The sequence below is a fragment of the Fictibacillus iocasae genome (assembly GCF_042665465.1).
Taxonomy (GTDB): domain Bacteria; phylum Bacillota; class Bacilli; order Bacillales; family Fictibacillaceae; genus Fictibacillus; species Fictibacillus iocasae.
The window spans coordinates 25,383-42,373 of sequence record NZ_JBHTCP010000049.1; the positions used below are offsets into that span (position 1 = coordinate 25,383).

19 protein-coding genes are annotated in these 16,991 nt (G+C 43.6%); 3 read left to right on the forward strand and 16 right to left on the reverse strand.

All coding sequences use genetic code 11. The annotated features are described in order from the left end of the window. Positions 1 to 247: 247 nt before the first annotated feature. Together ACFQPF_RS15210 and ACFQPF_RS15215 are read right to left on the reverse strand one after the other, a co-directional pair. Positions 248 to 982 carry a LytR/AlgR family response regulator transcription factor gene (locus ACFQPF_RS15210; RefSeq protein ID WP_379750553.1) on the reverse strand — a complete coding sequence of 245 codons (735 nt, stop codon included), beginning with the start codon at positions 980 to 982 and terminating at the stop codon, positions 248 to 250. Next, a complete protein-coding gene (locus ACFQPF_RS15215; protein WP_379750554.1) occupies positions 979 to 4,026 on the reverse strand; it encodes a PAS domain S-box protein in 3,048 nt (1,015 codons plus the stop codon). Before ACFQPF_RS15215 ends, ACFQPF_RS15210 begins: the two co-directional genes overlap by 4 nt. A 351-nt stretch (positions 4,027 to 4,377) precedes the next feature. Between ACFQPF_RS15215 and ACFQPF_RS15220 the strand changes: the two genes are divergently transcribed. Continuing rightward, positions 4,378 to 6,360: an ATP-binding protein gene (locus tag ACFQPF_RS15220; RefSeq protein ID WP_379750555.1), complete on the forward strand. Its 1,983-nt coding sequence runs from the start codon at positions 4,378 to 4,380 to the stop codon at positions 6,358 to 6,360. An 18-nt stretch (positions 6,361 to 6,378) separates the two neighbouring features. On the opposite strand, the gene ACFQPF_RS15225 is transcribed toward ACFQPF_RS15220, so the two are convergent. From ACFQPF_RS15225 to hpf, 3 genes are all read right to left on the reverse strand, one after another. After that, positions 6,379 to 6,675, reverse strand: a complete 297-nt coding sequence (locus ACFQPF_RS15225; RefSeq protein ID WP_379750556.1) for an STAS domain-containing protein — start codon at positions 6,673 to 6,675, stop codon at positions 6,379 to 6,381. 172 nt (positions 6,676 to 6,847) lie between these two features. Beyond that, positions 6,848 to 7,579 (reverse strand): LytR/AlgR family response regulator transcription factor, encoded by a 732-nt coding sequence (locus ACFQPF_RS15230; protein WP_379750557.1) that lies wholly within the window; start codon positions 7,577 to 7,579, stop codon positions 6,848 to 6,850. A 318-nt stretch (positions 7,580 to 7,897) separates the two neighbouring features. Then, on the reverse strand, positions 7,898 to 8,458 hold the full coding sequence (gene hpf / locus ACFQPF_RS15235; protein ID WP_379750558.1) for a ribosome hibernation-promoting factor, HPF/YfiA family: 561 nt from the start codon (positions 8,456 to 8,458) through the stop codon (positions 7,898 to 7,900). A 774-nt stretch (positions 8,459 to 9,232) separates the two neighbouring features. Between hpf and ACFQPF_RS15240 the strand changes: the two genes are divergently transcribed. Next, a complete protein-coding gene (locus tag ACFQPF_RS15240) occupies positions 9,233 to 9,730 on the forward strand; it encodes a GNAT family N-acetyltransferase (protein ID WP_379750559.1) in 498 nt (165 codons plus the stop codon). On the opposite strand, the gene ACFQPF_RS15245 is transcribed toward ACFQPF_RS15240, so the two are convergent. Both ACFQPF_RS15245 and ACFQPF_RS15250 read right to left on the reverse strand, forming a co-directional pair. After that, positions 9,704 to 9,967: a hypothetical protein gene (locus tag ACFQPF_RS15245; protein ID WP_379750560.1), complete on the reverse strand. Its 264-nt coding sequence runs from the start codon at positions 9,965 to 9,967 to the stop codon at positions 9,704 to 9,706. The two genes, ACFQPF_RS15240 and ACFQPF_RS15245, sit on opposite strands and share 27 nt — an antisense overlap. Positions 9,968 to 10,049: 82 nt before the next feature. After that, on the reverse strand, positions 10,050 to 10,247 hold the full coding sequence (locus ACFQPF_RS15250) for a cold shock domain-containing protein (protein WP_379750561.1): 198 nt from the start codon (positions 10,245 to 10,247) through the stop codon (positions 10,050 to 10,052). 220 nt (positions 10,248 to 10,467) lie between these two features. Here ACFQPF_RS15250 and ACFQPF_RS15255 point away from each other — a divergent pair, with 220 nt between their 5' ends. Beyond that, positions 10,468 to 10,740, forward strand: a complete 273-nt coding sequence (locus ACFQPF_RS15255) for a YqhV family protein (RefSeq protein ID WP_379750562.1) — start codon at positions 10,468 to 10,470, stop codon at positions 10,738 to 10,740. A gap of 7 nt (positions 10,741 to 10,747) precedes the next feature. Here ACFQPF_RS15255 and fliT read toward each other — a convergent pair whose 3' ends face one another. The 9 genes from fliT to pilM form a co-directional block, all read right to left on the reverse strand. Beyond that, positions 10,748 to 11,101 carry a flagellar protein FliT gene (gene fliT, locus ACFQPF_RS15260; protein ID WP_379750563.1) on the reverse strand — a complete coding sequence of 118 codons (354 nt, stop codon included), beginning with the start codon at positions 11,099 to 11,101 and terminating at the stop codon, positions 10,748 to 10,750. Beyond that, the gene (gene fliS / locus ACFQPF_RS15265) at positions 11,101 to 11,502 is read right to left on the reverse strand and encodes a flagellar export chaperone FliS (protein ID WP_379750564.1); all 402 of its coding nucleotides are present in this window, start codon (positions 11,500 to 11,502) and stop codon (positions 11,101 to 11,103) included. The genes fliT and fliS overlap by 1 nt, the downstream gene beginning before the upstream one ends. Positions 11,503 to 11,531: 29 nt before the next feature. Continuing rightward, on the reverse strand, positions 11,532 to 13,061 hold the full coding sequence (locus ACFQPF_RS15270) for a flagellar hook-associated protein 2 (protein ID WP_379750565.1): 1,530 nt from the start codon (positions 13,059 to 13,061) through the stop codon (positions 11,532 to 11,534). Positions 13,062 to 13,074: 13 nt separating this feature from the next. Continuing rightward, positions 13,075 to 13,416 (reverse strand): flagellar protein FlaG, encoded by a 342-nt coding sequence (gene flaG / locus ACFQPF_RS15275; protein ID WP_379750566.1) that lies wholly within the window; start codon positions 13,414 to 13,416, stop codon positions 13,075 to 13,077. A 112-nt stretch (positions 13,417 to 13,528) separates the two neighbouring features. Continuing rightward, complete coding sequence (locus tag ACFQPF_RS15280; protein WP_379750567.1) at positions 13,529 to 14,293, reverse strand: prepilin peptidase; 765 nt, start codon at positions 14,291 to 14,293, stop codon at positions 13,529 to 13,531. A gap of 74 nt (positions 14,294 to 14,367) precedes the next feature. Further along, complete coding sequence (locus tag ACFQPF_RS15285) at positions 14,368 to 14,544, reverse strand: YjfB family protein (protein ID WP_379750568.1); 177 nt, start codon at positions 14,542 to 14,544, stop codon at positions 14,368 to 14,370. 99 nt (positions 14,545 to 14,643) lie between these two features. After that, positions 14,644 to 15,387 (reverse strand): hypothetical protein, encoded by a 744-nt coding sequence (locus ACFQPF_RS15290; RefSeq protein WP_379750569.1) that lies wholly within the window; start codon positions 15,385 to 15,387, stop codon positions 14,644 to 14,646. Further along, positions 15,377 to 15,982 carry a PilN domain-containing protein gene (locus tag ACFQPF_RS15295; RefSeq protein ID WP_379750570.1) on the reverse strand — a complete coding sequence of 202 codons (606 nt, stop codon included), beginning with the start codon at positions 15,980 to 15,982 and terminating at the stop codon, positions 15,377 to 15,379. Before ACFQPF_RS15295 ends, ACFQPF_RS15290 begins: the two co-directional genes overlap by 11 nt. Beyond that, complete coding sequence (gene pilM, locus ACFQPF_RS15300) at positions 15,976 to 16,959, reverse strand: type IV pilus biogenesis protein PilM (RefSeq protein ID WP_379750571.1); 984 nt, start codon at positions 16,957 to 16,959, stop codon at positions 15,976 to 15,978. Before pilM ends, ACFQPF_RS15295 begins: the two co-directional genes overlap by 7 nt. Positions 16,960 to 16,991: the final 32 nt, after the last annotated feature.

Below are 16,991 nucleotides of genomic sequence, written 5' to 3' on the forward strand. Positions count from 1 at the left end.
TAATTAATCCTGTTTTTTGTATCATTTTACCTATAAATGTCTAATGATGTCGAATGCTTGAAGCGCCATTCAATACACGTTTTCGACCATTCAAGCCACCAAAACCGAAATTGATATACATCCTATAGCCAGAAAACGCAAAAAACCGAGCGACTAACCATCGCTCGGTAATTTTTAAGAACAATTGATGAATAAATGGAATGTAAACCGTTCAGAGCAGACCGTTCATCAAGTGGTATTCTTTCTATTAGTTTAAGTGCTGCTGCAATGCTAGCTGCGTCTGAGCTATTTTGTGCTTTGAGATCATGGCTTTTAAAGGATATTTTTTAAAGCTGACTCGATACGTTTCATCCACTGCCGTAATGTGAGCAATCCATTCCAAGTTAATAATATACGACCGGTGTGTCAGCAAAAAGGTGTGATTAAGTTTTTTCAGCAGTGACTCCAATGTTTCTCCCGATTCATAGACATCTTCTGCTGTATGAATCATCGCTTTCCGGCCTGCCTTTTCAATAAAAATGATGTCGCTGAAGTTGATATAGTGCCTGCTCCCTCTATGCCTCAACACGAGCTTGGATACAGTGATTGGGTCTTTTGGTTCTCCAGTACCTATTAATGAGGTGACGGTAAATTTGTGAAGAGCGGTCAGTAATCTGTCCCGTTCTACAGGTTTAACAATGTAATCCACCGCTGCAAGGTTAAACGCTTCTACAGCAAATTCATCATAGCCTGTAATAAAAATAAACTTGATAGGCGGAACAATCTGCATAATTTTCTTAATCGCATCAATTCCATTCAATCCTGGCATATGGATGTCCAGCAGCAGCAGATCGGGCTGATGAATGATGGCCTGACCGATCAATTCTTCACCGTTTGAGGCCTCTCCGCATATTTCGTACTCCGTCAGCCCTTTCATAAAGTGCTTTAACACTTCTCTCGAGGGGCCATGGTCCTCTGCAATAATGACTTTATACTGGTTCAAGAAATCACCTCATTTACCTCTTCATTCAAATGTTTGCTTAATATGTTCAACAATCTGTTCACATCGATTGGTTTGGTAACGTAGTCCGTGAACCCTGCTGCCATAGCCTGTTGAATATCCGATTCCATAGCAGCAGCACTAACAGCGATGATGGGAATTAACTGTGTCGTCCCTGTTCTTCTTAATAGGTCAAACACTTCCATGCCGCTCATTCCTGGCATATGAAGATCGAGCAGGATAAGATCCGGAACAACCGATTTAGCAAGCATCAACCCTTCACCAGGAGACCGTGCTGTCGTCAGCTCTATGCCGTCAACACTGCGCAGAAACTGCTTCATTACTGCCGTGTTTGAAGCATTGTCTTCAATGTATAAGATTTTTTTAGAGGAAAAATGGTAAGATTCTTTTCGTTCTTCGGGAAGCAGAGCATCCATGATTTGATTAGCGACAGGAAACCGGATGGTGAACAAGCTTCCTGTACCTTCCTCACTTTGAACAAGCATCTCTCCGCCCATTTTTTCTGTCATCATTTTAGCAATGGATAATCCTACTCCCGTTCCTTCAATGCTTCTTTTGACGAAGCTTCCTCGATAAAAAGGATCAAAGATGAAGGGAAGTTCACTTTCCGGTATTCCGGTTCCCGTATCCTCAACATGAAGAGTTAAATAATCTTCCTTTAAAACAGCTGACAATTGAACACGGCCTTCTTCCTTATTGTACTTAATCGCGTTTGTCAGCAAGTTTAATACGATTTGCTGGAATCGAGTTGCATCCACGTTAAGAATAGCTGGCGTTTCAGGAAGTTCCTTGATGGAAATCCTCACATCCATCTCCGCTGCCTGTTTTTGGACGAGTGCCAGTGACTGGTTCAACAGATCCTGAAAGACCACATGCTGAAATTCAAAAGCTGTATGGCCCGCTTCTATCCTCGAAAGATCCAGTACTTCGTTAATCAAATGCAGGAGGTGTCTTCCAGCCTGCAAGATTTCTTGTACTCGTTGGTTTTGCTGGAGCGTTAATGGCTCTTCTAAGTCAAATTCCAATATTTGCGCAAAACCTAAAATAGCGTTAAGCGGTGTGCGCAGCTCATGGCTCATTTTGGACAGAAACTCTGACTTTGTCCGGTTCGCCTTCTCCGCTTCTTCTTTTGCTAAATAAAGTGATTCTTCCAGCTTTCGCTCTTCTGTAATATCTTCCACTTTCCAGAAATGTCCTTTATACACCTCATTGGAAAATATCGGTATATACGTTCTTCTAATAAGCCTGCCTGTGTTAATCGTAATTTCGTCTGTCACTACTTTTTGATTTTCAATTAACGCATCTGTATTCCGCTTTACCTCTAGGTGGTCCGGAAACAGACGGCGAAGATGCTGTGCTAAGTTACTGATATTTTGTCCATATAAAGTTTTCGGATCAGCGGTGGAACCGAAGATTTTAAAGCATTCCTTGTTGGCGAGCAGAATATTGCGGTGTTCATCCTCTTCCAGCACTCCGAACTGAAGGTTCTCGATCAAGGTGCTCATGATTTCATTGGAAACCTTCAATTCATCTTCTTGCTCCTTTTGCTTCGTAATGTCCCTGAAAGTTATGATGACACCTTTCAATACACCATCCATCATCATCGGTGAAACGTTAGCAGAAGCCCATAGTACAGATTTAAGATCACCTTGCAACGTCTGTTTGACACCGATTACTCTGCGATTAAAGGTTTCACCTGTCATCAATGATTGGAAAACAGGTTTTTCTTCCGGCAGATAATCGGATCCGTCTTCCCGAATGAGCTGCCATGAAGGATTCAGCGGGCTCGTTTTTAAAAAGTCCTCATAGCTCATGTTCATCATATTGGCGGCATTCTCGTTAGCCAGTATCATTTTCCCTTTTTGATCAATCACAACAAGACCGTCTGACATGGTACTAAGAATGGTCTTATATAGTGTCTGTTCTTTTTTCAAATCCTTTTGTGTCTGATGAAGCTGAGTGATGTCGGTGCAAATGCTATAAGCTCCGACAATTTTCTCCCGCCAGATCATCGGAACATTTTTGACGCTTACCAATCTTCTCTCGTTCTGCTTGTTAATCGCCCAAATGGTATATTCCTGAGAGTGTCCCTCTAACGACTTTTTGAAATGATAATACGTCCGCTCTATGTCTTCTACTGAAATTAACGGAGCGAAAGATTGACCAATAAGCTCTTCTGCTTTATAGCCAGTTAATGCTTCTCCAGCAGGGTTAATAGACATGAAACGCCCGTCCAAGTCCAGAGTGAATACGGCATCCGGATTATGACGGAACAGTGATTGATAACGTTCTTCTCCCCACTTGGCTGCTTCCTTCGCCACCTTATTCTCATATCCGGCTAACAACAGACTAGCCACGATAATCGTAGCGGTTATGAAGACAACTACGACTGGCAGCATAGACTCCTCAATAGAACCGGGTGAAAGAGAAAGGGATTCATCAGGCAGAAAGCTTAACCCGTTCATTGCGACAAAATGCATAGAAGGAATGCTCAAACCCATGAATAAGGCACTTGTCCATTTATTAATAAACAATAGCTTCGAACCATCCTTAACAAAATAAAAGATATTCAACGCGCCGAAGCATATAAAGAACGTAATAATTTTTGATAAAACAATATAGAACAAATTAAAAACAAGCAGCCCTTTATATTCCATCGCGTAAATGCCTATATAATGCATGGAGGTAATCCCTGTACTTAATAAAAGGCTGGAAAAGATCAAGCCAATCATCTTTCTCTTAAAATAAAACAACAGGAAGAAGGAAAGCGACGAGGCGGCAATGGCAATAAGCAGCGAGACAATCGTCATGATGGGGTCATATTGCTGCTCAATTTCCATCGACGTCATCGCTAAGAAATGCATCGCCCATATTCCCAAACCAAAAGCGGAACCGGCATAAAGGATGCGATATCCAAACTTTTGCGCAGTACTTTTTTCCACAAAATACAAGGCCACATAGGATGCAAATACAGAGATGCATAGTGATAACAGCACTAAATAGCTGTTGTAATGTGTAACGTGCATGTCATATACCCCGTTTAATTAAATATTGATTTAATGATACAATAAATCGCTTACAACCTTTAGAGACGTAATAACCATTTTTGTCGAATTATGTAATGTTATATAGGCAAAAAGTATGATTACAGACGCATGAAAGCTAAATTGTTTCATTCACATTACATAATGATAGGTTGAAAGACCGATTATTTTCATTGTAATGCAATATTCCTTTCTTTTGTCCTAGCATATTTGTATAGAAAAATGAAAAATAAGGACCATTGAAACATCTTTCAAACCTTTTCAAGAAAACTTACAGCAATCATCCATATTATGGTTTAAAATAGATAGGATTCTAGAATTGGAGATGGTTAAATGTCATCTACTCAACTTATGCCTACCGCACTTAATCAAGCAACGAACCAGGATCTATTCATCGTAACGGATAAAAATTGGAACATAATGGAATCTAACGCGGAAGCTGAGCTCTTCTTAAGCGTTGATCCTACTGACTTAGCCGGTAAATCACTCCTGGATGCTTTAAAGGAGGCGAACCCTATACTCGTCGACAATCTCCGGGCAGCGGAACAGCAAACAGCAAGTTCAAAGTTTCATTATCAAGTAACTTCACCTAGCGCTCATTGGAAGGAAGTAAATGTTTATCCGGGTGAGAATACCTTTACCATTATCATGCGGTTGTTAAGACCCGAGAATAACATCGGAGAAACAACACCTGATTTACGTTACTTAACGATATTGACAGAAGCAGCGAACGAGATGATCATGCAGCATGATCCAAAGATTATCCTTGATAATCTGTTTACGCAGCTGACCGATATACTGCAGCTTGATGTGTACATTAATTATATAGAAGAAAACGGCATACTTCGGCTAACGAACTATGCCGGCATATCAGAAAAAGACGCAATAGCACTAGAGCGTCTGGAATTCGGACAAGCCGTTTGTGGATTTGTCGCTCAATCCAAGACAAAAATGACGCTTGAAAATGTTCACTGCTCCAACGATCCAAAAGTACATATTATAAAAAAATTAGGCGTCCAATCGTATGCTTGCTATCCGCTTGTCGCTTTTAACAGATTCATTGGCACCCTTTCGTTTGGTTCCTTTAAAAAGGCTTGCTTTACGCCAGATGAACTCGAGCTGATGAACACCATTTGCAGCCAGGCTGCCATTACCATAGAAAGAAGCTTATGGATGGAACGGCTTCGTATGAAAAAGCTGGCCGCAGACCGGGCCAATCAAGCAAAAACAGCGTTTCTTTCTATGATGAGTCATGAGCTTCGTACACCATTAAACTCCATAATAGGCTTTACGGACCTTCTCCTTGCTGATCGGGTTGATACTCTAAGCGAGAATCAACTAAATCATATGATGGATGTACAGAATGCCGGTTCACACCTGCTTTGGCTTATTAATGAGATACTTGAATATGCAGAAGCGAGCGACAGAAAGAGCCCTATCACATATAAACTAGAACCAGTGAAAGCCGAAACGGTACTCGAGTCTGCCATAGAGTCCATCCAGCAACAGGCAGCCATGAAAAAGGTGGCCATATCTCGCTCTCTTGACCAAAAAGCATCGATGCCATTGGTGAGCGCGAACGCAGAAAAACTGAAACGCGTGCTTCATCATTTGTTAATGAATGCCGTCCAATACAATCGGTTTGGAGGAAGTATACAAATCAGCCATGTATGGACGGAAGACAGCTTGAAAATTTCCATAGCTGACACGGGCACCGGTATTTCAAGCGAGGACCTGCCCTTTATCTTCAATCCGTTCTACCGCGGTGAAGAGCATAGTGATCTAACAGATGGAACAGGCATCGGTCTTTCTTTAGCTAGAGAGCTGATGGATCGGATGAGCGGCCATATTGGGGTGGAATCCAAGCATGGCCACGGAAGTACATTTTGGATTTCTCTGCCTGTCGCGAAGGAACGTGTTTCCACTTCTACGGAAAATGCAGTTATATCCGGTACCGTACTGTATATAGAAGATAACAAGATGAATATTTCATTGATGAAGAACATTATTAAACTATTGCCGAACGTTAACCTGGAGATTGCCCTAACAGGAGAAGACGGGCTAATATTAGCTAAAAAAATCAAGCCCGATTTAATCTTACTGGATATTCAATTGCCCAAAATGAACGGATATGAGGTCTTCACCGCATTAAACAGCCATCCTGTCACCGCTTATATCCCCGTTATTGCTGTAAGTGCCGATGCAATGCCGCAAAGCATTCAAAAGGCGCTGAGCATGGGATTAAGCGAATATGTAACAAAGCCTGTTAATGTTGACGTACTGCTAGAGTCCATAAAGAAACACCTTAAGAACTAAAAATAGAAACGCCCGCCTCTATATACAGAGACGGGCGTTTCTTTGCAATAACACATGATGTATATCTGAAGCTAAGTTAGCCACTTTCACTTGATTTCCTTTTGCCGTTACCTTGCTGATCATCGTAAGAATGAACTCCAGACCTTCTGGGTCAATCATCTCTACATGTTCAAACTGCAGACAAAAGGAACGGTTTTCATGGTCGGCAATGATATAAAGGCCATTGTAAAATAAGTCCGCAGCGTAGGTGTCAATATCCCCTTGAAATTCTACTAAAATGGTTTCTGGATCTACTTTTAAATCGTAGGTCAGCATGGGTACTCCTTCATGTTCGGAATTTTTCAACTATAGAAGAAGTTTACAGGTATTTCGACACATATGTCTAACCATGAATGACCCTGTTGCGTACCATTTGTCCCCTTTCATGCGAGCGATACTGTTCTTTGTAAGATAATGGTACCCATTCACACGGCGACCCACATAAAATTTATCTAATGTAACTTTGAATCATTTTTTGCACATTACTCATCTTATGCTTGGAAATATGAGCGATTTCAGCATAATGCCTAAAGCTGACACGAAATGTTTCATCTACTGGGGTAATGTTTTCTATCCAATCCATATTAATGATATAGGACCGATGAGCCATGATAAAACGTTGATCAATCTTGCGTGCCAATGTTTCTAATGTATCCGTCGTCTCATAAACGGTGTCGAGTGTATGAATATGAGCTTTTCGCTCCGCTTTTTCAATAAAGAGAATGTCCTCAAAGGCAATGAAACTGACGGATCCCTTATTTTTCATCAACAGCTTTTTAGTAGCTTTCCGATTCTGATCGTTCTGCATCATATTGAATTGCACTTCCGCTTTTTGAAGGGCAGAAAACAACCGTGAGCGTTCTACAGGCTTCATGATATAGTCAAGTACAGATAAACTGAATGCTTCTACTGCATACTCGTCATGCCCCGTAATGATAATAAATTTCATTTTGCTCGAAAATTTCATAATCTCTTTAATGGCATTTATTCCATTGGTTTGAGGCATATTAATATCCAGCAAAATTAAGTCCGGGCGCAGTGCAGCCGCCTGGTTAATGAGTTCTTCCCCGTTCTCTGCCTCTCCACAAACTACAAATTGCGGCAAAGGGTGAAGAAGCTGCTTTAACACGTTTCGGGATGTGGGATCGTCATCTGCGATTAATAGGTTATACGTTTTCATGATTCACCACCTGCTTTATTTGTTTTTCAACTAGAAAATCGGGCTGCAATGTAAAGTAGAAGTAATTAAAAAGTGAAAAAGCAAAGTCGTGCTGGCTGTATAAATCAACGGCTGTAGGAGTTCTTATTCCATTTACGTAAATAGAAAGTATTACCAATGTTTTTTCATAATTTAATTTTATCATTTTTTTTGTGTGATACACTACCATTTTTGTCGCTTATTGTAGAAACTTTGTTAATAAAAGTACTAGCACCGTTTTAACACGCAAAAATGAAGCCGCAGCTGGAAACCCAGCTGCGGCTTATTCTATCGGCCGTTCTACACTTCTTCAGGTACAATCAATCCATATTTACCGTCTTTTCGGCGGTACACCACATTGGTCTTGCTCGTTTCAGCGTTGCTGAAAACGAAGAAGCTGTGGCCAAGAAGATCCATCTGCATGATGGCTTCCTCCGCATCCATCGGTTTTAAATCAAAGCGCTTTTCGCGCACGATTTCGAGTTCTTCATCTTCTTCCTCAAGAACTTGAGTCGAGATCCCTTCTGTTCCGTTCGTGAACATATGCTTGGCATTGTCCGCCGCACGGAATTTGCGGTTCACCTTCGTTTTATGTTTGCGAATCTGGCGTTCGAGCTTCTCGACGACCAGGTCGATCGCAGCATATAAATCAAGATGTCGTTCCTCAGCCCGGAGCAAAAGCCCCTTCATCGGAATGGTCACCTCAATGGACTGTTCACTGTTGTTGACTTTCAGGTTAACGTGAACGTCGGAGTTTGGAGTTTCGTTAAAGTACTTCGTGAGCTTCGTGACCTTCTTCTCAACATAGTTCCTTAGAGCTTCAGTTACCTCGATGTTTTCTCCGCGAATGTTAAAGTTCATAACTTAAACTCCTCCTTTCGGTGATGTTAATATATTTCGATATCCCCTTCCGTCATTCCTGCTAAACCTTTAAAAAATTTTTACATCTTTCGACAAGGTTTTCAAAATGCCGCTAGTTAGCTGTATTTATGGGTGATTGATGGCTGGTTGAGTATAGGAAAATTTTTTTTGTAGTGGCGCCGTCGGGGGAATTTGTAGGAAAACGGAAAGTTGTCCGAGGCTAGCCGGATCTCAGCCGTAAATGGTGGTTTGTCAGCCGAGCGGGCTCAGATGTAGGCCGCACGCTGGTTCAGCTTAGCCGCGGCGGTGTCGAATACGCCCGCGCGAGGATGGATCAATTAGTTCTAATTTATTTTAAGTGCTTTTTTGTAAATTTACGGGAAGTTGTCCGAGGCTAGCCGGATCTCAGCCATAAATGGTGGTTTGTCAGCCGAGCGGGCTCCAATGTCGCCCGCGCACTGCACCAGCTCAGCCGCGGCGGTGTCGATTGCGCCCGCGCGGGGATGGATCAATTAGTTCTAATTTATTTTAAGTGCTTTTTGTAAAATTAAGGAAAGTCGTCCGATGCTAGCTGGATCTCAGCCGTAAATGGTGTTTTGTCAGCCGAGCGAGCTCCAATGTCGCCCGCGCCACGCTTCAACTTAGCCGCGGCGGTGTCGAATACGCCCGCGCGGCGAACGAAAACGAAAACAACCCCACTTTTCATTGAGTCTTCCTCGCTCTCATGTCATATTGAGTATATTAGCTAAAACTTAATAGTTCAGGAGGATTCTTATGTGGCGCAGGGGCGATGGATATGTCATTAGCATGAATAAAGATGATTTGGACAGAGATGTGATTCATCAATTTTTGAGTGAGGAGTCGTATTGGGCGCAGGGGATTGAGCGTCATGTGGTGGAGGTGATGATTGAGAACACGCCGCTTTGTTATGGGGTGTATCATGAAGAGTTGCTGGAGGATGGAACGACCGTGCGGCAGCAGGTGGGTCTTGCTCGTGTGGTGACCGACTTTGTTCGGTTTTCGTGGCTGGCTGATGTGTTTATTTTGCCAGAGCATCGAGGGAAAGAATTGAGCAAGTGGCTGTTAAGCTGTGTTTTGGAGCATCCTCAGTTGAAAGGAACAAGGTTTGGTTTGTCCACGGATGATGCTCATGGATTGTATGAACAGTTTGGGTTTAAACCGATCGACAAGCCTGAAAATCGTCTAGAGCGGCCACTTGACTGGGGAGCGATAAGAGCGGCTTACTCATATGGTGGAGAACAAGATAACTAATGGCAGCACGACACCTCCCGTGATGAAAAGAACATTCACTGCATCAGGAAAGGAGCGGTTGAGGTGGCCTTTGCGGTTAATTGCTTTTATAAAAAAGAAAACGAAAAACGCAGCTGCAATGCCTTCTATCTCTTCCCAAATGGGATGTGGGTTTAAGATAACATGATGATTGAAGACTATGAGGACGCTGATCAAGGTCATGGCTATAAAAAACTTGACCGGAAATGTGATTTTCATTGGAAGTCATCCTTTCAAAAAAACCTAAAATAAAAACCCGCCTGAAAACTCAGGCGGGTAAAGGTTATAGTCGGTGGCAAGATTAGATCTTTGTTACGTTAGACGCTTGCGGCCCACGAGCTCCATCGACAATATCAAATTCTACTTCTTGGCCTTCGTCAAGCGACTTGTAACCGTCAGAATTGATTGCGGAAAAGTGTACAAACACATCGTCTCCGTCTTCGCGCTCGATAAATCCAAATCCTTTTTCTGCGTTAAACCATTTTACTTTACCTAGCATGCATTTCACTATCCCTTCATCTCAACAATCTGTATAGAAGCCTAAGCCCTATATGTGTATAGTATGACATAGGCTAGAAAAAGTTGTCAAAGACTTAAAATTAGCGAAATTCAACTAGTTTTGTCGAAAAAACGCCATTTCGAGCGCTTTTACATTCCACTTCTATTCACATGCCCCGCTCATATACTTGTACTATCAGCACAGGACAGGAGTGGGCAACATGCTGCAAACCATCGAAAAGATCGTACTCGGAATGGCCGCAATCCGCATTTTCTCCGGGTTGTTTGAGATAACGGCCGCTCTCTTTATGCTTCATTACAACACCGTCGAGCGGGCGCTCCTCGTCAATTCCCTGCTTTCCATGGTCGGACCGATCATCTTTTTCTCGACCATGACACTCGGCCTTTACGGCATCTCCACGAAAATGAATGCTTCGAACTTAGTCTGGATCATGGCCGGAATCATCCTGATCGTCTATGGCATCAAGAAATGAGTTAAAACTATTTCTTTTTGTCAAAAAACATCCCATCGCCGGACACCGCTTGATACGGATTGGCGTACTGGGAGGATTTCTGTTTCTTTTTATTCAGCAGCGAAAGGCTGTTTCGAATGCTGTTCAAATGCTTTTCCAGCAATGGGTCGATCACTTCATTTAGGTGAAGGATCGTCATGCCCATCTTCAACTCTTCCTCGGTATAAAGGTCGGGAAGCTGCTCGATGACGAGCTGCCGGTTCACGATCAGCTCGTTCAGCGTTTCGATGTATTCCTCACGGCCATCCTCTTCCGGCAGTCCACTCGTCACATGAGCATGTATCTTTTCCGTCACCTGAAGGAGTATGTTCACCATCGACATTATGCTCTACCGCCTTCCCCATGCTGAAGCTTGCGGTTGACTTGGATGACTTCCTTCCACATGTCGCGGAATTCCGTTACATACCCCTCCACTTCCTCCAGAATCTCCACAGAGTTTTGAATGTTCGCGTCGATTAATCGGCGGTTCATGTAATCATACATCTGCATCAGGTTCTGTGAGACAGCCACATCCATATTCAGCGTGACCATGAGCTCCTGAATGATTTTCTGCGCCTTTAAAAGATTTTTGTTTTTCTCTTCGATGTTGTTTTCTTGAACGGCATTCTTTCCGGCTGCAATAAACTTCAGGCATCCGTTGTAAAGCATTAAAGTCAGCTCCCCGGGTGGGGCTGTCTGGACTGAGTTGGTTTGATAAGCTTGATACGGATTAGCTAATGACATAGTACGTTCACTCCTTCATGACAAATCAATTACTGCCCGCCGCTAAACTGCTGCATTAAATACGTGCTCTGCTGGTTGGACTGCTGAATCGCTTTCTCCATCGCCGTAAACTGGCGCCAATAGCGATCCTCCGTGCGGCGAAGACGATCTTCGAATGCGTTGATGCTTTTGTCTACGTTTAGCAATTCTTTTCCGATGGTGAATTGAGAGTTGTTCAAAAGCGCAGTACCTGCTTTTTTCTCCATCTTCTCTAACGTGTCTTTAATAGATTTACGTAATTTATCTACCATACCATCTACTTCAGGTACTCCATCTTTTGCGGGTATACCGGTAAAGAATGACATGACTGCTTCAGGATTGGTTTCAATCGCTTGTTTCAGCTTTGCTTCATCCTTAATAGTCAGTTTCCCTGTGGATCGATCGGCGTTTGTTGTAGTAATTCCAAAGCTGGTAAGCTGTTCAAATCCAACAAATCCAGTTGGTACTTTTTCATACATCTTGCTTCTTAGCTGCTGAAGCCCGCTTGAAAGAATACTGTCCCCTTTAATCAAGCCACTCTTCGCTTTCTTATCCCACAGCTCAGCTTCTTTTTCACTCAGTTCTTTTCGTTCCTCTGTTGAAAGAGGCTGATAGGAACGGAACCGCTCTTCTGTCAGTTTCCCTTTTACACCTTCAACCATTTTGTTATACTCATCCACAAACTTAACGACTGAGTCGAAAATGGCTGTTGTGTCTGTGTTTGAGGTAATTGTTGCACTTACTCCTTCTTTCTTTAGGCTGTAAGTAACACCACTGATGGTAACGGTGTTAGATTTACTTGTCATGTTGGAAACACCGTTTAAACTGAACTTCGCATCTTCCCCACCCGATCCATTTAACACGGGGCTACTAAACCCAAGTTTACTAAAAACCTTTATTGTATCCGCATTTTCAAGAGATATGTTTGAACCTGTACCTGTATTATTATTGGAAATTGCAAATTTCCCTGAGGATGCATCATAAAAAGCTGAGACCTGTAATCCAGCGCTATTCAATTTTGCTGCTAACGAATCAATGGTGTCCGTTGCTGAATTCACAGAAATCTTAACGGGAGCCTCATAAACAGTGCTTCCTGGCTTTTGAACTTTAACAGTAATATCAAACGTTGCTGGAAGCGAGGCATCCAGTTCGTTTAGCTTTGCAGTCCCTGCAGGTTTTGTAATCCCGTCTGCTAGTGTAGCTCCTCCCGAAATCCATTGGTTCGGTTTTGCTAGTGTTGTCACTGAAATTGTAGAAGTGAAATTTGCAGCAGCACCTGAACCTGTTGCGGTTACGGCTGTTTCATCCGTGCTCGTAACCTTCTTTTTTGTAAATGTACTCTGCATTCCAGTTTCCTTGAAAATGAACTGATCGAACTTATCCATCAGCTTATTCATCTCACGAAAATCATCCCGCTGCCACTCCAAAATCTGCTTTTTCTGAGAAAGCTTGTTCAATGGCATTCTTTCTGCTTTCATGAGGTCTTTAACCATTGTGTCGATGTCCATGCCGCTTGCTAGTCCGCCGATTCTAATTGCCATATCTGTTCACCGCCTATATTTTTTTATCAATAAAGAGGCCTACTCGTTCAATCATTTCTGCATATAAATCGAGGAATTTTTTTGATGGAATTTCCTTCATGATTTCCTTTGTGGCGTCATCCACGATCTGCACGTAATAGTCGTTTAATTTTTCATGCAATACGAAACGAGTGGATGTATGAGAGCTTTTCAAGAACTCATTGATCCCTTCGATTGTTTTTTGAATGCTTTCCTTTGATACTGGCTTATCCGTTTTTTTGCCTGCTTCTGATGATGTTGTTTCTTGCTGTTGAGGCTTCCCTGGCAGAATTTCCTTTGCCGGTATCTTGGACGAACCAACCGATAATAGCTCCATCCTCTTTCCCCCTGATCATGTTCTTCTGTTACTTCTATCGGTAAAATGTGAAAAACATTTAGCTTCATAAGAAAAACCGGCCACAGCATTCTTGAAGAAGCGGTTAGCCGGTTTATGAGAAAGTCATGATGGAAAAATAGAACGACATGAGTTCATCGTATAAAAAGTATGAACAAAGTGCGCCTAGCACAAGGAAAGGACCGAACGGAATCGGCTCGCGGCGTTTCACGATGCCGGCAGCCATAAGTGCCATGCCGATGAGCGCACCCGATAGTGATGCGAGGAAAAAGGCCATGAGCACCCCTTTCCATCCAAGTACGATGCCAAGCACGCCCATCAGCTTAATGTCACCGCCGCCCATTCCGCCTTTGGAAATCATGGCGATGAGCAATAAAAGAATAAACCCAAGCGCAGCGCCAGCAATCATGTTATACCACGGTTCAAGCGGTGAAAGTACACGCAATAGGACGAATAGTGGCAAAAAGAACAGCAGCACTTTATCCGAAATGATCATGTAGGTGATGTCCGACACCAGAACGATCATGAGCAAGGAAACGAGTGCGAGAGCGACAGGCAATTCCTTTGACCACCCGACTACAAGCGGAGAAAGAGCAAAGAGGATAGCTGTTGTGAGCTCGATAAGCGGATAAAGAATGGCGATGCGTGTGCCGCAGCCTTTGCATTTTCCGCCCTGTAGCAGCCATGACCATACAGGAACGAGCTCGGTCCAGCGCAGCGAGCGGTCACATGTGACGCAATGAGATCCTGGCGTGATGATTGATTTTTTTTGTGGCACGCGAAGACCGACCACATTATAGAACGAACCGAAAACAGATCCAGCTATGAAAAGGTAGGTGTAAAGAAGATTGTATATCACACATATCAAACCTTTCTACTCGTTAAGAAAACAAGAAGGGAAAGGCACGAGTCTACTCAACCCGTGCCTCCTGCTTAACCCTTTAGATCGATGGTGCTGCCGAGGTGAGGCTGTGCAGCCGATTCCAGCATTTTCGCCATGTTCACAGCTGTTTGTTCAGAAGAATCCATCGCCATTTTCATGACAGACAGATTCGCCTGTTCTCTTACGCTCGACTGGTTAATCGCGATCGATAAAGCGGCAATGTCCATGGTACTCAGCTCCTTCGTGAAGTGTTAGTCCTGCGTATCAAGTAAAGATACGTATCTTTACTATCGGCTTGCAAGCGTTCCTTTTTCATGAAAAAGTGATCAGTCGGTTTCACCCTCGGTTTCGGTTTCGCTTCCGCTTAACGGATTCTTTTTGCCTGATGGGGCAGGAAACGGTACGGTCGGCGTGTCTTTTAGATAATCGGTCAGCTCTGGCAGGTAATACGTCGAAACCTGCAGGTCATACTTAAATTGATTCTCAGGCGCATCCTCAGATTCGGCGTTCAAATCTGCAGGCCCTGTAAAGGTAATGCCTTCGATCACGGTAATTCGCTTCAGCTCCTGCACCACCTGCAGAAAACTGAGCAATCCCTCATAATCCTTGGACATGACGGTCATTTCGGCTGTGATTTTTTTCACCCCTGATGGCAGCACCTCAGGCGCGGCAGCGGATTCGTCAGGAGCAGCTGGCTGTTCCTGATCCCCTTCTCCCTCATTTTCCGCCGGTTCAGCAGCCGCTTCTTCACCGTCCGTAAACTGCATCGATAAAATCAGGCTGTCTGACAGCACCTCAGCTTTTTCGAACTGCAGCAGTAGCTGGTCCATGAGCGGTTTAACCGGCACTTCCTGCTGCAATGCAGCAGTATCAGTCACAACAACGGGCTTTTCAGCTGCTGGCGTGCTGTTTTTTTCGAGAAATGATTTTTGCTGATTCACTTGGTCCGCTGTATCCTCTACCTGCTGCTTTAGCGGTGATAGGTAAAGAAGGTAGAACATCACACCTAACAATAGAAAAAGGAGAAGCGCGCCTCCCGCAATATAGGATTTTAGCTTGTCACTCGCCATCAGCTCTCACCGTCAGCTCTTTCAGATTTTCACGCTGCAACTCCATTTTGTACTGTCCTTTATAACGAGGAAGCAGCTCTTCAAACGCCGACATGTCTTCGCCTGCTTCTACTTCCTCTAAATTCGTCGTTTCCATTTTTTCGAGTGTTACGTTAAACAAATAAGGTGATGACGTGAGCTGGTGCAGGTACTCCGCTGACTGCGCCATTGAATCGAACTGCACGTTTAACGTGATGGTCGTGCCTTCACTGTACTCATAATTAAGGAAATAGCCCCTCTCCGGCAAAAGAGACGTCAGATGCTGCAAAAGCCCAGCCGCTTCAATGTCCTTTGACCGGATGTAAGCTACCTTCTCCTCAATCGGCTCAGCACTCGTACTTGCGTCAGGCTCTTGCTTTTGCTGAAGCAACTCAATTAGCTTCGATTGCTGCTGAAGCTCTGTTTTCTTCTCAGCAAGCTCACCTTGTGTTACATAATAATCCAAGCCAAGATAAGTACCGGACCCCAGAATGATGATGGCCGCTGCGATAACCGTCACGACAAATGAAAGAGATTTCTGCTTCTGCTGCGGCAGCAGGTTAATATCGACTAGCATAGCTCCACCTCTTTTAGTCCCAGGCCAAGTGCAGAGTGAAATTTAGATGGCAGACGCTGAACATCGTCTTCGAGCTGAACGACAGGCATGTTCAGCTGTTGCTCGATCTGCTGCTTCACATACGCTAATTTCGGGTGATCTCCTGTAAGAAAGACTTTGGTGACACCCTGCTGTCCTGCATTCATGTTGAATTTATAATAATTAAGAATGCGTTCCACTTCTTTAATACTATCGTCAATCGCGCCCAGCAGCTGTTGGGATTCTCCTTGAAACGTGATGTCCTGCACCTCACTAATATGGTGCTTCACATCCCACTGCTTCATATCATGCTCCAGCTTCAAGCTGTTATAGAAAAAAGGCATATGGTAATGAAAGATGCTGATCTGAACGGATGCGAGATCAAATTGCACACAAAGGCTGTGATCGTCGCTTTCCGTCTCGTTTTGCACATACACAAACCGGTACAGCGCCAGACAAGAGATATCTGCAACCACCGGCTTCAGCTTGACCTCCTCCAAGAGCGAGGAATAGTCGTGCACCAATTGCTCGGATGCCGCAAACAACAGGATTTCGCGTGCTTCCCCACTTCCTTGTACGGCGGCAAACTCAAACACCGGATCCTCAAACGGCACGTGAATCGAGCTGCCGAGCTCCATGTATAAATAGCCTTTAATCTCGTCCTCCATCAGATCAGATGGAATCTGCTGCTTTCGGATGACCACACGGCCGTCAGGAATAAGAAACTGCACATCCCTGCCTTTAATGCCCCAATCAGACACACATTCCTCTAAAATAAGAAGCAATGTTTCACGGTCCTTGATCGCACCCTCCTGGATCAGACCCTCCGGAAGATACCGCTCACCGAAGTTTCTCACATCCAGCTCCTCAGGATCTTTATACTCCAGAAAACGAATAACATGATCCTGGATGATCAAATTGACTCTTTTTCTATTAAATAAACCAAGACCAAACTTCACGGCATTTCACCTCAAGTCATGATGGATGCTAA

Excerpts from the sequence above, each read along its gene's own strand:
- ACFQPF_RS15215 (WP_379750554.1), bottom strand. The coding sequence starts at position 4,026 with ATGCACGTTACACATTACAACAGCTATTTAGTGCTGTTATCACTATGC.
- ACFQPF_RS15220 (WP_379750555.1), top strand. The coding sequence starts at position 4,378 with ATGTCATCTACTCAACTTATGCCTACCGCACTTAATCAAGCAACGAAC.
- ACFQPF_RS15225 (WP_379750556.1), bottom strand. The coding sequence starts at position 6,675 with ATGCTGACCTACGATTTAAAAGTAGATCCAGAAACCATTTTAGTAGAA.
- ACFQPF_RS15230 (WP_379750557.1), bottom strand. The coding sequence starts at position 7,579 with ATGAAAACGTATAACCTATTAATCGCAGATGACGATCCCACATCCCGA.
- hpf (WP_379750558.1), bottom strand. The coding sequence starts at position 8,458 with ATGAACTTTAACATTCGCGGAGAAAACATCGAGGTAACTGAAGCTCTA.
- ACFQPF_RS15240 (WP_379750559.1), top strand. The coding sequence starts at position 9,233 with ATGTGGCGCAGGGGCGATGGATATGTCATTAGCATGAATAAAGATGAT.
- ACFQPF_RS15245 (WP_379750560.1), bottom strand. The coding sequence starts at position 9,967 with ATGAAAATCACATTTCCGGTCAAGTTTTTTATAGCCATGACCTTGATC.
- ACFQPF_RS15250 (WP_379750561.1), bottom strand. The coding sequence starts at position 10,247 with ATGCTAGGTAAAGTAAAATGGTTTAACGCAGAAAAAGGATTTGGATTT.
- ACFQPF_RS15255 (WP_379750562.1), top strand. The coding sequence starts at position 10,468 with ATGCTGCAAACCATCGAAAAGATCGTACTCGGAATGGCCGCAATCCGC.
- fliT (WP_379750563.1), bottom strand. The coding sequence starts at position 11,101 with ATGTCGATGGTGAACATACTCCTTCAGGTGACGGAAAAGATACATGCT.
- fliS (WP_379750564.1), bottom strand. The coding sequence starts at position 11,502 with ATGTCATTAGCTAATCCGTATCAAGCTTATCAAACCAACTCAGTCCAG.
- ACFQPF_RS15270 (WP_379750565.1), bottom strand. The coding sequence starts at position 13,061 with ATGGCAATTAGAATCGGCGGACTAGCAAGCGGCATGGACATCGACACA.
- flaG (WP_379750566.1), bottom strand. The coding sequence starts at position 13,416 with ATGGAGCTATTATCGGTTGGTTCGTCCAAGATACCGGCAAAGGAAATT.
- ACFQPF_RS15285 (WP_379750568.1), bottom strand. The coding sequence starts at position 14,544 with ATGGACATTGCCGCTTTATCGATCGCGATTAACCAGTCGAGCGTAAGA.
- ACFQPF_RS15290 (WP_379750569.1), bottom strand. The coding sequence starts at position 15,387 with ATGGCGAGTGACAAGCTAAAATCCTATATTGCGGGAGGCGCGCTTCTC.
- ACFQPF_RS15295 (WP_379750570.1), bottom strand. The coding sequence starts at position 15,982 with ATGCTAGTCGATATTAACCTGCTGCCGCAGCAGAAGCAGAAATCTCTT.